Origin of the sequence: Rhizobium sp. LjRoot30, from assembly GCF_964253915.1 — a bacterium.
Lineage (GTDB): Bacteria > Pseudomonadota > Alphaproteobacteria > Rhizobiales > Rhizobiaceae > Metarhizobium.
In genome coordinates this window covers 118,985-133,562 of sequence record NZ_CAXUSG020000004.1, presented here as the reverse complement: position 1 = coordinate 133,562, position 14,578 = coordinate 118,985, and the positions used below count along the sequence as shown (strand labels likewise).

The window sequence follows — 14,578 nt, the reverse complement described above, 5'->3', positions numbered from 1 at the left end:
GGCTGAAACACGATTCGAAGACACCGAGAGGACGACGATGCTCGACAGAAGCAACGAACTCACCGCCTGGGACCGCGACCACTTCTTCCACCCCTCGACGCATATGGGCATGCATGCCCGCGGCGAGACGCCGACACGGGTAATTGCAGGCGGCGAAGGTGTGTACATCACCGATACGAGCGGCAAGACCAGCCTCGACGCGTTCGCCGGCCTCTATTGCGTCAATGTCGGTTACGGCCGCCAGAAGATCGCCGATGCCATCGCCGCGCAGGCCAAGAACCTCGCTTATTACCATGCCTATGTCGGCCACGGCACGGAAGCCTCGATCACGCTCTCCAAGATGATCATCGACCGCGCGCCGCAAGGCATGAGCCGTGTTTACTTCGGGCTTTCCGGTTCGGATGCCAACGAGACCAACATCAAGCTCATCTGGTACTACAACAACATTCTCGGCCGTCCGGAAAAGAAGAAGATCATTTCGCGCTGGCGCGGCTACCACGGCTCCGGCGTCATGACCGGATCGCTGACCGGCCTTACGCTGTTCCACAATGCCTTCGACCTGCCGCGCGCGCCGATCCTGCACACCGAGGCACCCTATTATTTCCGCCGGCCGGACCGTTCGATGAGTGAGGAACAATTCTCGCAACATTGCGCCGACAAACTGGAGGAAATGATCCTCGCGGAAGGCGCCGATACCATCGCCGCCTTCATCGGTGAGCCGATCCTTGGCACAGGCGGCATCGTGCCGCCGCCGGCGGGTTACTGGCAGAAGATCCAGGCGGTTCTCGACAAGTACGACATCCTGCTCGTCGCCGACGAGGTCGTCACTGGTTTCGGCCGTCTCGGCACCATGTTCGGCTCCGACCATTACGGCATGAAGCCCGACCTGATCACCATCGCCAAGGGGCTGACGTCGGCCTATGCGCCGCTCTCCGGCGTCATCGTCTCCGACAAGGTCTGGCAGGTGCTGGTGCAGGGGTCCGACCAGCTCGGCGCCATCGGCCATGGCTGGACCTATGCCGCCCATCCGATCTGCGCCGCCGCCGGCGTCGCCAATCTCGAAGTGATCGACGAACTCGGCCTGGTGGACAATGCCGGCGCGACCGGCGCCTATTTCCGCTCCGAGCTGACGAAGGCGCTTGCCGGCCACAAACATGTCGGCGACGTCCGCGGTGACGGCATGCTGGCCGCCGTCGAATTCGTCGAGGACAAGGACGATCGTGCCTTCTTCGATCCAGGCAAAAAGATCGGCCCGCAGGTCGCAACCGCCCTGCTGGAACGCGGCGTTATCGGCCGGGCCATGCCGCAGGGCGACATCCTCGGTTTCGCGCCGCCGCTCTGCCTGACGCGCGAAGAAGCAGACATCGTCGTCAAGGCCGCCGCGGCGGCAATCGACAGCGTATTTGCCAACATCTGACACCCGAAAGAATGCGGATCGGGAGAGATACCCGGTCCGCGCCCCGCATCGCAGCCAGCCAAATCCCGATCGTTTCGCCAACACAATTCCGTTTCCGGCAAAACCTGTGTTAAGCAGGATTTTGACGCGGTGCGAAAGGTTGCGGATGAGAAGCATGCAGAGTGTGCGCTACAAGGTGGCGGAAGCCGCACGGCTGGCGGGCGTTTCTGCCTCGACGCTGCGGCTCTGGGAAAGCCAGGGTCTCGTCGTGCCCGACCGCTCCGAAACCGGCCACCGGCAATACAGCGCCGACGACGTCGCCCGCCTGAAGCGGATTTCCTGGCTGCGCAGCGAACGCGGCCTCAACCCCGCCGCCATCCGTGAAGCCTTGGAGGCGGAGGATCCGCCGGCGAAATCCGACAACGGCGTAACCGACACTGACACGCCGCAGCACGATCTCGGCCGCAAGCTGCGCAGCTTGCGCCACGGCCTCGGCAAGACGCTGGACGACGTCGCCGGCGAAGTCGGCATCGCGCCCTCCATCCTCTCGACGCTGGAGCGGACCTCCCAGGGCGTCACCTTCAAGGTGCTGCACGATCTCGCCGAATATTACGGCACCACCGTCTCCCGCCTTTCCGGCGAAGAAAGCCACGAGGCCCGCGAGGTGGTGCGCAGCGGCGAGTGGCGCGCCTGGCCGGCGACGTCGCCGGGGGTCACGGTGCAGCTCCTGGCCGAAGGCCAGCTGATGATGGATTGCCATCGCTTCGTGCTCGCCCCCGGCGCCTCCAGCGACGGCGCCTACAAGCATGAGGGCGAAGAATTCGTCCATGTTCTGTCGGGGCGGATCGAGATGGTGCTCGATGGCGACCAGTTCTTCGATCTCGGCCCCGGCGATTCCCTCTATTTCGCCAGCCAGCGGCAGCACTCCTGGCGCAACCGCCATGACGGCGAAACCGTGCTCCTGTGGATCAACACGCCGCCGACCTTCTGACCGGCGGCGCGGCGGTCAATAGACCTCTTCGTAGGCGGCGCAGACATCTTTCAACTCGCGGCCCTTGAGATGATCGATCTCGCCCAGCTTGTGCTTGACGTAGACGTCGGCAAACCCCTCTGGGAACCAGCCGGTAACGGTGTCGTTTGCCCCGAACCGCTTCAGCGCCTCTTCAAGCGTCGTCGGCAGGCGCTTGTAGCCGCGTTCGGTCAGAGCGGCCGTATCGAGCAGCGACAAGTCCTCCTGCGTCGCTTCCGGTACCTGCAGCCCCTCCTCGATACCCTGCACACCGGCATGGACGATGGCGGCAAGCTGCAGATAGGGGCTGGCGCTGGCATCGGCGGCACGGAATTCGAAGTTGAACTGCGACGCCTTGGCGATATCGGAGAGATCGGAGACCGGGCAGATGCGCACCGAGGCCTCGCGGTCGCGGAAACCGAGATTGTTGAAGGCGGCACTCCAGCGATGCGGCGTCAGCCGCAGGTAGGAAACGACGCTCGGCGCCGTAATCGCCGTGATCGCATCGAGATATTTCAGCACGCCGGCCACGAACTGGCCGGCGACCGGCGACAATTCGTGCTTGCCGGCCGGGTCCCAGGTCGCCGGCTTGCCGTCGCTATCCAGGAAACTCATGTGGATATGCACGCCATTGCCGACACCGGCCGGATCCCGGATCGGCGTGAACGTCACCGTTTCGTTGTGGGCGAGCGCCGTGCTGCGCACCACTTCGCGCAAAATGACGGCCTCGTCGGCGAAACGAATGCCGGCCTTCGGACCGATCGTCACTTCGTACTGATCGGCACCATGTTCCTTCATGAAGGTGTCGGGGTTTATTCCGGCGGCACGCATCGCCGCGATCAGTGCCTCGCCGAATGCCCGCCGTACACGGAAACCGGCGAGAGAAAAGGAATTGCCCGGCGCCATCACCGGCCCGCCGAACTGGAATTCGTGCTCGAAGGCGCCGAGCAGCGTCAGCCCGGTAACCCGCTTCAGGCGGTCGAGCGCTGCCTCCAGCAGCGACCGGGTGCAGAATTCCCACGGCCGGCCATCGGTATAGCGGATGTTGCCGAGAACGAACTGTTCCGGCGGCGCACCCTCTCCTTCGGTGGCAATCGCCACCCTGGTGGCCGGATCGGGGATGAGCACGAGATCACCCAATGAACCGAAGGGGCTGTCGGAAATCGAGTCGAAGCAGGTGATCTGGACATTGGTGGGCGTCCAGCCGACACCGCGATGCTGGCGCTTTTCCAGCTGGGAGGCGGGAAACGCCTTGCCGCGCGTCTTTCCGGCCAGGTCGTTGGTGCAGGCCACCATCAGTTCTTCACGGTGCATCGAAAATTCCCCTTTTTAAATATCATCTTCGGCCGGCCGGTCGAGGCGTAGGCCGTCCCACTGGCGGAGGCGTTTTTGCGTCGCCTCCCAATCCGCTTCCGAAACTTTTACGATCAGCGCTTCCAGGAAGGCGATCGCCGCCACCACCGTGTCCCACGCCGTGCCCGAATCGATCGGCAGGGCGATGACATGGCTGCTGTCGCGGGCAATCGGCGAGAGCCAGCGGTCGGTGATGAGGATGATCGTCGCCTGCGCATGCGTTGCGATGCGATGTGCCAGTTCGGCAAGATCGGGCTGGTAGCGCCGGAAATCGAACAGCACCACCACGTCTTTCTTGCGCATCTGCAGCATCGCGTCCGGCCAGATTTGCGGATTGGCGGGGATGTGCTGGACGCGGGCGCGGATCTGCCGGAGATGGATGGAAAGATAGCCGGCAAGACTATCGCTGACGCGCCCACCGAGCAGGAAAACCTGCCGCGTTGGATCGGACAGCAATGCCGCCACGGCATCGAACTGCTCCTGCGACACCGTCTCGGCCATGTCGGCTATCACCAGGGACAGCCGGGCGGCATAGTCCCCCAGGAACTGCGAGTGGCCGACGGGAACCTGGCTGGACTTGAGGTCGAGCGGCGAACGCTTGCCCTCTTTCAGTTCGGCGATCAGCTGACGCTGGAAATCCTGGAAACCGCCGCAGCCGAGCTTGGCGACGAAACGGGTGATCGACGGCGCGCTGACGCCGGTCTTGGCCGCCAGATCCTGGATGGTCTGCAGCGCGGTGAACGGATAATCCGCAAGGATCGCACCGGCGATCTTGCGTTCGCTGGCGGTCAGATTGTCCGTCGCCTGCTGTATCAGTTCGCGGATGGTCAATGCCACGCCGGTCACGCTCCCCTGTTGCTGCAGAAGAAGTGACGCATTGAAAAAATTTAGTCAAACGGAAAATTTTTCAGCCATATGACTGAAAATATTCGCTCGCCTCAGGCGTGAACCGCCACCTCCGTCGACTTGTTCCGGCGGATCTCCGCGAAGATGTGGCCGAAGAGTGCAAGCAGCACGATCGGCCCGCCGATCATCGTTGCGCGCGACGGCACTTCGTCCATGAAAATCCAGACCCAGAGCGGTGTCAGCGGCACTTCGAGCGCCGTCAGCAGGCTGGCATCGGCAGCGGGAATCCAGCGGGAACCGAAAGTATAGAGGATGAGGCCGAGGGAGTTCTGCACCACGGCAAACAGCACGACCAGGCCGATATCATGGCCGCTGAGACCGAGTGGCGTGGCGAACCAGATGGTGCAGAGCGAGCAAAGCCAGGCGGAGGAAAACATCGCCGGCAGCATGTGCACGTCGCGGTGCTTGCGCATGATGGTGGCGAGTGCCGCAACCGTCAGCGTCATGATCAGCGCCAGCCCCTTGCCGAGCATACTGCCGCCGCCGCCCTCGTCCATCAGCATGACGAGCACGCCGCCCATGGCAACGGAGGCGGCGATCAGCGTTGAACGGCTCGGTTTTTCGCCGATATAGAGATAGGCGACACCGGCGGTGACGAAGGGCACGGTCGCATAGATGACCATCGCATCGGCCACCGAGGTGTAATAGATCGAACCGAGGCCGGAAATCATGCTGGCGGCGGAAAACACCGTGGCGGCAATGGTCGGCCAGCGGATGGCCCGCAGGATGGACCACGCCCGGCTGCGCTCAAGATAGATGAAGAACAGAAAGGTGGCGAGGCCGGAGACGATGCCGCGGGTGGCGACGATGGTCATCAGGTCGGCATTGATCGCCCGCATGAACAGCCCGGACGACGACCAGGCAAGCGCCGACAACGCCACATAGGTCAAGCCCAGGCGATATTGCTTCTGCTCGGTCAGCGTCATGATAAGGCTTTCGAATTATTTGAGGCTTGAACGTGTTAGCCGCACCGCACGGTTGCGGCAAGCCGTCGACGGGCTTGCCGGATGAATTGCGTTCGGGTGTGGCTTTTGCAGCAACGCTTAGGCGTCAGTGGCTCGGGCCGGGCGGCGTGCTGAAATCGTCCTCGATATGCTGGATGTCGTCGGAAATGGCGATGTCGAGCGAGGCGTGCACCAGCAGTTCCGGCATCACCTTCCAGACGGCGCGCATATGATCGGTATCTTCATGAATCCGGTGCGCCTCGTCGCTGACGAAAGCCTCGGCCAGCAGCATCCGGTCCGGATGGTCTGGCACGGCCACGAGATCGAAATAGAGGCAACCCGGCTCCTCGCGGCTGAGCCGCGCGTGCTCGGCGACCGCAGCCAGAAAATCATTGCGCCTGCCTGGCTTGGCGGTGAAATATCCGACGATCAGCTTCATGTCCCGTCCCTCCACGGTGAAACATGAGGATCATAGTGCAACCCGGAAGTTGCAGCAAATCGGAAAGAGGAGCAGGTGGCGCCGGCCGAAGCCGGCGCCACCGATTGGCTACGATTACGACTCGTAACCGACGACACTCTTGATTTCGAGGAAGTCGTGGATGCCGAAATCAGCGTATTCACGGCCGTTGCCCGACTGCTTGTAACCGCCGAAGGAGGAGTTGGTGTCCCAATCCGGATAGTTCAGGTAAACCGAACCGGCGCGCATGCGCGAGGCGACCTTGCGGGCGTGCGCGATATCCCCAGACTGGATGTAGGCGGCAAGGCCATACACCGTGTCGTTGGCGATGCGGATGGCATCCTCTTCGTCCTTATAGGAGATGATCGACAGCACCGGCCCGAAGATTTCCTCGCGGGCGATGGTCATGTCAGGCGTGACATGGCCGAAGACAGTCGGGCGGATGTAATAACCGCGGTTCAGGCCTTCCGGCCGGCCGAGACCGCCGGCAACGACGGTGGCGCCTTCCTTGATGCCGCTTTCGATCAGGCGCTGCACCTTGTCGAACTGCAACTGGCTGACGACCGGGCCGAGCACGGTGTCTTCCGACTTCGGATCGCCGACCTTGAAGGGTACGGCTGCCTTTTTGGCGATTTCGAGCGCTTCGTCGTGGCGATCAGCCGGCACCAGCATGCGCGTCGGCGCATCGCAGGACTGCCCGGTATTGCCAAAGCAGCCTTCGACGCCCTTGGTGACCGCCGTTTCGAGATCGGCGTCCGGCAGGATGATGTTGGCCGACTTGCCGCCGAGTTCCTGCGCCACGCGCTTGACCGTATCGGCCGCCGTCTTGGCGACGATGATGCCGGCGCGGGTCGAGCCGGTGAAGGAGACCATGTCGACGTCGGGATGGCCGGACATCACCTGGCCGACATCCGGGCCGGTGCCGTTGACGAGGTTGAAGACGCCCTTCGGCACGCCGGCGGCTTCCATGACCTCGGCGAAGACGATGCCGCTGATCGGGGCGATTTCCGACGGCTTGAGCACGACCGTGCAGCCGGCTGCAATGGCGGGCGCGACCTTGCAGACGATCTGGTTGAGCGGCCAGTTCCACGGCGTGATCAGCGCGCAGACGCCGATCGGCTCCTTGACCACCATGGTCTTGCCGCGCTGGTGGCTGAACTCGTAGTTTTCCAACGCCTCGATGGTCGATTCCATGTGGGCGCGGCCGGCCCAGGCCTGGGCATCACGGGCGAAGGACAGCGGTGCGCCCATTTCGTCGGAAACGGCCTGGGCGATGTCTTCGAAACGCTCGTTATAGACCTCGAGGATACGCTTCAGCAGCGCCAGCCGCTCGGCCTGCGTCGTGCGGGAAAACGTCTCGAAGGCGGCTTTTGCCGCAGCGACGGCCTTGTCGACATCACCCTTCGAGCCGACGGAAATCTGCGTATAGGCTTCTTCGGTCGCCGGATTGATCACGTCGAGCGTTGCCGGGATCACCGGGTCGACCCACTCGCCATTGATGAAGAATTTCTGGTGATGATTCATCGTACACTCCCGTTTGGCCGAATATCCTCGGCTTCTGATTTCGGGCGGCACTATCGTGCAGGTGCTGGCGCGCCGCAAGCCAAGGAGCACGTTTTTCCTCCGCGACCCGTCGTCGCCCCAAAACAGCGCTCAGATATAGAGCGGCGCCATCTGCCGCCAGGCGCTGCCGCGATGGGCGCGGCCATCCCAGAGATGCAGACGATGGTCGACCTGCTTTTCCGCCAGGATACGGCTCAGATGATGATTGTTGTCGAGGAACGGATCGCCATTGCCGATCGTCAGGACGATGTCCACCTGGCGCAGGTGCCGGAGGCGCTGCTCGCATTGCAGACCGGGCAGGAAATGCGCCGGCGTATGGTAATAGACCGTATCGTCGTAATAACCATCGAACAGATCGCCAAAACTTTCAACCTTCATCGTCAGGTCGTAGCGGCCGGAAAAGGCGACGAGCTTGCGGAACAGATGCGGGTGGCGGAAGACGAGGCTTGCCGCCTGGAACGCCCCGAGGCTGCAACCCTGGACGATGGTGCAGTCATGCGCATTCTTCTCGGCCATCAACGGCAGGACTTCATGGAGGATGTAGTCTTCCAGCGCCGCATGGCGGCGGATGCGATCGGCCGGATGGCTGTGGCGGCCGTAAAAACTCTCGTTCGCCAGTCCCTCGATGCAATAGAGCTGCAACTGGCCGGCCCGCAGCTTGTCCGCAAGGCTCGCGACAATTCCAAGCTGTTCGTATTCCCAGAAACGCCCGTCTCTCGTCGGGAACATCAATACCTTCGCGCCGGCGTGACCGAACACGAGCAACTCCATGTCCCGGTGCAAACGATGGCTGTACCAACGAAAATATTCGCGATTCATAACGCCTTGAAGAAATGACCGAGCCTGTCGAGAAGCGCAGCATTTTGCTGCACTGCCGCAGGATAGTCGAAATGCCCGGCGTCCAGGATGAAGATTTCATTAAATTTTGATTGCGGAAATGCGTTGGCGACGGCGAACTGGCAGGGCGGGGCCACTGCCGGATCGAAGAGAGCGACGGCTGCCAGCATCGGCACGGTGATCCGCCGCGCCGCACAGGCCGCATCGTAGAAACGCAGCGTCTCAAAGACGCTTCCATGGTGCTTCTGGTAGGCCTGCACCGCCGCGGCGCTGCCGGTGGTCGGCAGGGCGAGCCAGCGCTTGCGGTCGCCGAAGGTCGGGACGGTCAGCTGGCCGCGCCGGATGCGCTGGTCAAACGGTATGGCAAGCGCGCCGATGCCGCCGCCGAAACTGATGCCGCTGTAGCCCACATGGCCGTCGAGTCCCGGATACAGGGCAAGCAGGGCCGAGACGGCGAGCCAAAGGTCTTCGACGCAGCCGCCGATGACGTAACGTTCCGGCTTGTCGATATCGTGCAGCACATGGAAAAACGCATCCTGAGAGATCGGCGGATGCGGGCTGCGCGACAGGCCGCGAAAGCACGGAAAGAGGATCGCCGTCTCTGTCAACGGCAAGTCGAAATCCGGTTGGTCGCGGCCACCATAGCCATGTCCGACGACGAGCCCCCGGCGCACCGGCCCGTCCTTCGGCAGCAACAGCCAGCCGCCGATCCTGACATCGTCCGTCGAGGCGTAGACGATATCCAGCACCTGCCAATCCGGATGCTTGCTGTCGCTCGCCTTCAGTTCCGGCTTTGGATCGACGGTGATCGCCCGCCGGTAGCGCTGCTGCCAGAAATCATCGAAACCCGCCGGCGCTTCCGGCGGAACGATCCTCTGCAGGTCGGCAAGCGTCATGCCATAGGTGGGATCGAAGGCGAAGGGATGTGTCGTCGGAATGCTCATGGAGCACTTGTTTCGCGAAACGTCCGGCAAAGCAAGGCGACGGACAGCGCCGTGGAAGCGCTTTTTGCCTCTTGTGACAAAAGCGCTTCCAACTGCGCATAAACTGCCGGGCACCCCGGCTGCGATCGCCCTTACCGGTAGGCTTCGACCAGACGGCCGATGGCATCGATTTCGTTCGGCCTTATGTCATGGCCGCCCGCATGCCATTCGAGATCCAGCACGGCATTCTGGCGGGTAAAATAGTCCGCCAGCGCGGTGGTCAGATCAGGAGGGCAGATCGGATCGCGCTGGCCCGCCGTGATCAGCACCTTGCGGCCGGCAAGCCCGGCATTGTCGCGCGGCGCAAACGGGATCAGCGGATGCAGCAGGGCCGCGGCATCGAAAAGACCCTGCTCGATCAGGATGTTGGCAAGGATGTTCGCCCCGTTCGAGAAACCGAGGCCAAGCACGGCCCCTGCCCCGCTTTCGTTGCGATAGGCCTCGATGAAGGCCGCCATCTTGTCGGTTGCCCGCGCCAGATCGGCCATGTCGTAGACACCTTCGCCGGTGCGGCGAAAGAAGCGTGCTGCGCCATATTCCGAAACGTCACCGCGCGGGGCAACGATGGTCGCCTGCGGCAGAAGCCGGGCAGAAAAATCGAAGAACTGGTTTTCGTCGCCACCCGTGCCGTGAAAGGCAAACAGGATCGGTGCACCGGGTGCACCGGGACGCACCCGGTGCACATAGCTGTCTTTGCTCATGATCGCTTTCCTTGCTTATGCCTGGACGGTTTCTTCCAGCGGCTGCAGGTGCTTGTTGAGCAAGGCCCGCAGGTGTTCGTGCTGCGTCGGCAGCTTCAAAGCTTCGCCCAGATGTGCCGTGTCTTCGTCGCGATCGAAACCGGGTTCGTTGGTGGCGATTTCGAACAACACGCCGCCCGGTGTGCGGAAATAGATCGCCCAGAAGTAGTCGCGGTCGATGACCGGAGTGACCTGGTAACCGGTATCCATCAGTGCCTTGCGGACTTCGAGCTGCTTTTCGCGGTTCTCGACGGCAAAGGCGACGTGATGCACCGAGCCGGCGCCAAGCGCGGCACGATTGATGCTCGGCAGCGTTTCCAGATCGATCGTATGCGCAGTATTGCCGCCGGGCACGATCAGGCGGGTGACGCCGTCCTTGCTCTCGACCGCCTGGTACCCCATGAAGGTCAGCAGTTCCTTGGTGGCGCCTTCGTCACGCAGCCGCATCGACACGGAATGGAAACCGCGGATGGCGTGATCGGCATCGATGCCGCCATGTGTCCACGGAGCGCGATCGTCGTCCTTGACTTCGACCAGTGCAAAACCGTCGCCATCGGGACCGGCAAAATGCAGCCGCTTCTCACCGAATGCCTCGTCGGCCTTCAGGCCGTCGATCTCGAGGCCGGCCAGCCGCTCCTGCCAGTAACCGAGCGAGCCTTCCGGAACCGAAAACAGCGTGGTGCCGACTTCGCCGGTGCCGGGACGGCCGCGGGAAATATGCGGGAACGGGAAATAGGTCATCACCGAACCCGGCGTGCCGACTTCGTCGCCATAATAGAGATGATAAACATCCGGCGCATCGAAGTTGACCGTCTTCTTGACGCGGCGCAGGCCGAGTGCCTTGGTGAAGAAGTCGTTGTTGATACGGGCGTCCGCCGCCATCGAGGTAACGTGGTGCAGACCCTTGATCTGAGTAATCATTGCAATCCTCTTTCTGGCCGGCGACCGGCCCTCTGTCTGGAGCAATAATTGATACGTTCGACGCTTTGCCGCTAGAGCCGCACTTCACAACGGATTGTTCTCTAGATGTAGACGATAAAAGACTTTGTTCATACCCAGAAACAAAAAGGGGGCCTGACGGCCCCCTCAATTTGTTGTTCAAACCGTGCGAGATCAGAACTTCGCGTTGACCTTCAAGGTGAAGGTCCGGCCTTCGCCATAACCGCAGGTGAAAGGTTCGCTGCAACCGGAAACATAGGTCTTGTCGAAGATGTTGGAGACGTTCAGCGACGCCCCCCAGGTCTCGGCATCGTAGCGGACAGCGGCATCGAACAGCGTGAAGCTCGGCACCTTCAACGAGTTGGCGGCATCGGCCCAGCTGCTGCCGGTGTGGCGGACGCCCGCACCCAGGCTCCAGCCGGCCAGCGTCTCGTTCTGGAAGCTGTAGTCGAGCCACAGCGAGGCCGTCCGTTCCGGCGTCAGTGTCGGCACGTTACCGATCAGCGTGGCATTGTCGTCCTCGGTGATCTCGACATCCATCAGGGTCAGGGCGCCGGTGAGTTTCAGGCCCTGCGTCAGGTCGGCCTGCGCTTCGAGTTCAAAGCCCTTGTAACCGACTTCACCAAGCTGCTGCTTCAGGAACGGGTTGGAAACCAGTGCCACCGGCACGTTCTGGCGTGTCATGTCGAAGTAGGAAGCGGTGATCAGGCCGTCGAAGAACTCCGGCGCATATTTGACGCCGACTTCGAACTGTTCGCCTGTCACCGGCTTGAACAGCGCACCGGTGATGCCGTCCGTACCGATCGACGGGTCGAAGGAGCTCGTATAGCTGACATAAGGCGTCATGCCATTGGAGAATTCATAGGCGAGACCGGCACGGCCGCTGAAGCGTCCATACTCCTTGTCCTGCGACGACGAGGTCGTCGAATAGGCGGTCGGACCGCTCCAGACATCGGTGGAGACGCGGTCGTAACGACCGTTAAGCGTCGCGATGAAACCGTTGCCGAACTTGATCTGGTCCTGCAGGTAGACGCCGACCTGGCTCATCGACAGGTCTTCGTTGAGATAGACGTTGTTCGGTCCCAGACGCCCGCCGGTATGGTTCGGGTTGGTCACGTCGAGCGGCGAGGCACTGTAGGTCCACTGCTCGTGGTCAATATGGTAACGCTTGTAATCGACGCCGCCGAGCAGCGTGTGCTCCGCGCCACCCGTATCGAACTGGCCTTCGAGCTGGTTGTCGACCGTGAACAGGTTGACATTGCTGTCGACGCCGAAGCCGATACGGAACAGTTCGGTATCGCTGGCATAACCGTAGGGATACGGGCCGCGCTCCGTCGAGCTCAGGTGGTTGAAGCGCAGGTTCTGGCGGAAGGTGATGCCGTTGTCGAACTTGTGGTCGAGTTCGTAGCCCAGCATCGCCTGTTCGGCAGTGACGTCGTCGAGGTCCTTGTCGCCGTAAAACAGGTCTTTCGGGATCTTGCCGAAGGCTGGCGCATCCTCGACGGTGCCGACATAGGGCCAGAAGCCGCCAGTATGGTTGGCCGACAACTTGGTGAAGGAGGTTAGCAGCGTGACATTGGTGTCCGCATCCGGCGACCAGGTGACGCTCGGAGCGATGAAGCCGCGCCAATCCTTGGCATCGTCGGTTTCCCAGCCGCCGCCGGAGGTCTTGCCGGTCACCCGGTAGCTGATGGCATTGTTGGCCGAGGCGACATCGCCGATGTCGAAGGCGAAGTAGCCGTTGCCCCAGCTGTTGACGCCGGCCTCGACCTCACGCAGGCGCTCGCCCGTCGGGCGCTTGGTGACCTGGTTGACGATACCGCCGATGGCAGCGCCACCGTAGAGCGCGCCGGACGGTCCCTTGATGACCTCGATACGCTCCAGCATGTAGGAATCGATGTAGAAACCGCCGAAACCATACTGATAGAGCGGCAGGCCGTTCAGGAAGATGCCCTGCGCATCGGCGCGCACGCCACGGATCGAGAACCAGTTGAAACGTGCATCGTTGCCGAACAGGCCGGACTGCACGCCCGAAGAATAGAACAACGCGTCGTCGATCTTGCTGGCGGCGAGATCGTCGAGCCGGTCACGGCCGACGACGGAAACCGACTGTGGAATTTCGGTGATCGGCGTCGCCGTCTTCGAGCCGCTGGCAGTCACCTTCGGCACGTAGCCATCGATCGGGCCGGTCGCAGTATCCTGCTTGGCAGTCTCGTCGCTGGTCGTCGCCTGGGCATCACGCTGGCCTTCGACGACGATCGGTTTCAGTTCCGTCGTGCCATTGGCACTCTGGGCGAAACCGAGCGACGGCGACACAAGGGCCGCGATGGCGACGCTGCCGAGCAGCGCCTTCTTTAGCAAGACATTCGTTTTGATCACTACACTGCGCCCCCGCACTCACCGGCGGTCAGGGATTTTTCCGCCGTATATTTGCTGCAATTAAGATGACTGTTTATATCATGTTAACCAGCTGCGATTGTTCGATCCTGCGACGAATTGTTTGTTTTTGGTTTCTGTGCCGGCAAGGCTCAGTCGGCAAGCCGGCGCTGAAACGCAAGCGGCGTGACGCCGACCATCTTGCGGAAAACACGGGTAAAATGCGCCTGGTCGGAAAAACCCGCCATCATCGCCACCGCCGTCAAGGACAGGTCCGGACGCTGCAGCAGCGTCTTCACCCGCTCGATACGCGCCTGCATCTGCCACTGATGCGGCGGCATGCCGGTCGAGGCCTTGAAAGCGTGGCTGAAATGCGATTGCGACAGGTTGGTCAGTTCGGCCAACTCGCCGAGGCGAATGCGCTGCAGGCAATGCGCCTCGATAAAATCCACCGCCCGCTTCAGCTGCCAGGCGGCAAGCTGGGTGCGCTTGCGCTCCTTCTTGCGGCCAAGCTTCAGCAGATCGATGATCATCGCCATCGCCAGCCCGTCGCCGTAAAGTTCATGCAGCGGATCGGGATTGTCGCATTCGGCCGCGATCAGCCGGGCGAGGCTGAGGATGCGCTCATCCTTGAACATCAGGCGCGGATCGTCGAGGCTCGACCGGTCGAGATCTTCCATCAATCGGCGCTGCAGCGTCTCCACATTGATATGCAGGTCGAGATGGCGGACGAAACGGATGTTGTCGGCATAACCCCACAGTTCCATGTCGGCGGGGATGTAGGATATGCACGGCGGCAGGTAGGCCGTGGGCACATGATCGGAGCGTTCAGAGAGGGTGAATTTCGCGGAGCGATCGCCTTCGGCCTCGAGCGCGATGAACAGGCGCGGATCGCGCCCGACATAATAACCGCCCGCGCCCGGCGCGCATTCCACGTCCCAGAGATCCGCAACGATACCGTTCCAGGAAAGACGCCGCGGCCCCTTCTTTACCGAAAATCCGGATATCCTGTTCTGCATCTGCGGCAGAAAGGTCATGTCTCGTCTCCAGGTGCATCCGCGGTCGGCGACAGTCT

13 protein-coding genes are annotated in these 14,578 nt (G+C 62.1%); 2 read left to right on the top strand and 11 right to left on the bottom strand.

The window, feature by feature from the left end; genetic code table 11:
• Window positions 1-37: 37 nt before the first annotated feature.
• Both ACSQ3I_RS10430 and ACSQ3I_RS10425 read left to right on the top strand, forming a co-directional pair.
• Window positions 38-1,417 carry an aspartate aminotransferase family protein gene (locus tag ACSQ3I_RS10430; RefSeq protein WP_435998547.1) on the top strand — a complete coding sequence of 460 codons (1,380 nt, stop codon included), beginning with the start codon at window positions 38-40 and terminating at the stop codon, window positions 1,415-1,417.
• 145 nt (window positions 1,418-1,562) lie between these two features.
• Window positions 1,563-2,387 carry a MerR family transcriptional regulator gene (locus ACSQ3I_RS10425; RefSeq protein WP_435998545.1) on the top strand — a complete coding sequence of 275 codons (825 nt, stop codon included), beginning with the start codon at window positions 1,563-1,565 and terminating at the stop codon, window positions 2,385-2,387.
• Between the two features lie 15 nt (window positions 2,388-2,402).
• On the opposite strand, the gene ACSQ3I_RS10420 is transcribed toward ACSQ3I_RS10425, so the two are convergent.
• The 11 genes from ACSQ3I_RS10420 to ACSQ3I_RS10370 all read right to left on the bottom strand — a co-directional run bounded on the left by ACSQ3I_RS10420 (window position 2,403) and on the right by ACSQ3I_RS10370 (window position 14,540).
• Window positions 2,403-3,719 carry a glutamine synthetase family protein gene (locus ACSQ3I_RS10420; RefSeq protein ID WP_435998543.1) on the bottom strand — a complete coding sequence of 439 codons (1,317 nt, stop codon included), beginning with the start codon at window positions 3,717-3,719 and terminating at the stop codon, window positions 2,403-2,405.
• Between the two features lie 15 nt (window positions 3,720-3,734).
• Window positions 3,735-4,595, bottom strand: coding sequence for a MurR/RpiR family transcriptional regulator (locus ACSQ3I_RS10415; protein WP_435998541.1), 861 nt, complete (start codon window positions 4,593-4,595; stop codon window positions 3,735-3,737).
• 101 nt (window positions 4,596-4,696) lie between these two features.
• Window positions 4,697-5,590, bottom strand: coding sequence for a DMT family transporter (locus ACSQ3I_RS10410; RefSeq protein ID WP_435998539.1), 894 nt, complete (start codon window positions 5,588-5,590; stop codon window positions 4,697-4,699).
• Between the two features lie 124 nt (window positions 5,591-5,714).
• Window positions 5,715-6,047, bottom strand: a complete 333-nt coding sequence (locus ACSQ3I_RS10405; protein WP_435998537.1) for a putative quinol monooxygenase — start codon at window positions 6,045-6,047, stop codon at window positions 5,715-5,717.
• A 114-nt stretch (window positions 6,048-6,161) separates the two neighbouring features.
• Window positions 6,162-7,589: an aldehyde dehydrogenase family protein gene (locus tag ACSQ3I_RS10400; RefSeq protein WP_435998535.1), complete on the bottom strand. Its 1,428-nt coding sequence runs from the start codon at window positions 7,587-7,589 to the stop codon at window positions 6,162-6,164.
• A gap of 129 nt (window positions 7,590-7,718) precedes the next feature.
• Window positions 7,719-8,447: an esterase family protein gene (locus tag ACSQ3I_RS10395; RefSeq protein WP_435998533.1), complete on the bottom strand. Its 729-nt coding sequence runs from the start codon at window positions 8,445-8,447 to the stop codon at window positions 7,719-7,721.
• Window positions 8,444-9,409 carry an acetylxylan esterase gene (locus tag ACSQ3I_RS10390; protein WP_435998531.1) on the bottom strand — a complete coding sequence of 322 codons (966 nt, stop codon included), beginning with the start codon at window positions 9,407-9,409 and terminating at the stop codon, window positions 8,444-8,446. Before ACSQ3I_RS10390 ends, ACSQ3I_RS10395 begins: the two co-directional genes overlap by 4 nt.
• Before the next feature lie 131 nt (window positions 9,410-9,540).
• Window positions 9,541-10,149, bottom strand: a complete 609-nt coding sequence (locus ACSQ3I_RS10385) for an alpha/beta hydrolase (protein WP_435998529.1) — start codon at window positions 10,147-10,149, stop codon at window positions 9,541-9,543.
• 15 nt (window positions 10,150-10,164) lie between these two features.
• Window positions 10,165-11,109 carry a VOC family protein gene (locus tag ACSQ3I_RS10380; protein ID WP_435998527.1) on the bottom strand — a complete coding sequence of 315 codons (945 nt, stop codon included), beginning with the start codon at window positions 11,107-11,109 and terminating at the stop codon, window positions 10,165-10,167.
• A 192-nt stretch (window positions 11,110-11,301) separates the two neighbouring features.
• Window positions 11,302-13,506 carry a TonB-dependent siderophore receptor gene (locus ACSQ3I_RS10375; RefSeq protein ID WP_435998525.1) on the bottom strand — a complete coding sequence of 735 codons (2,205 nt, stop codon included), beginning with the start codon at window positions 13,504-13,506 and terminating at the stop codon, window positions 11,302-11,304.
• A 149-nt stretch (window positions 13,507-13,655) separates the two neighbouring features.
• Entirely contained in the window at window positions 13,656-14,540 is an 885-nt protein-coding gene (locus ACSQ3I_RS10370; RefSeq protein ID WP_435998523.1) for a helix-turn-helix domain-containing protein, read from the bottom strand.
• Between the last annotated feature and the right edge of the window lie 38 nt (window positions 14,541-14,578).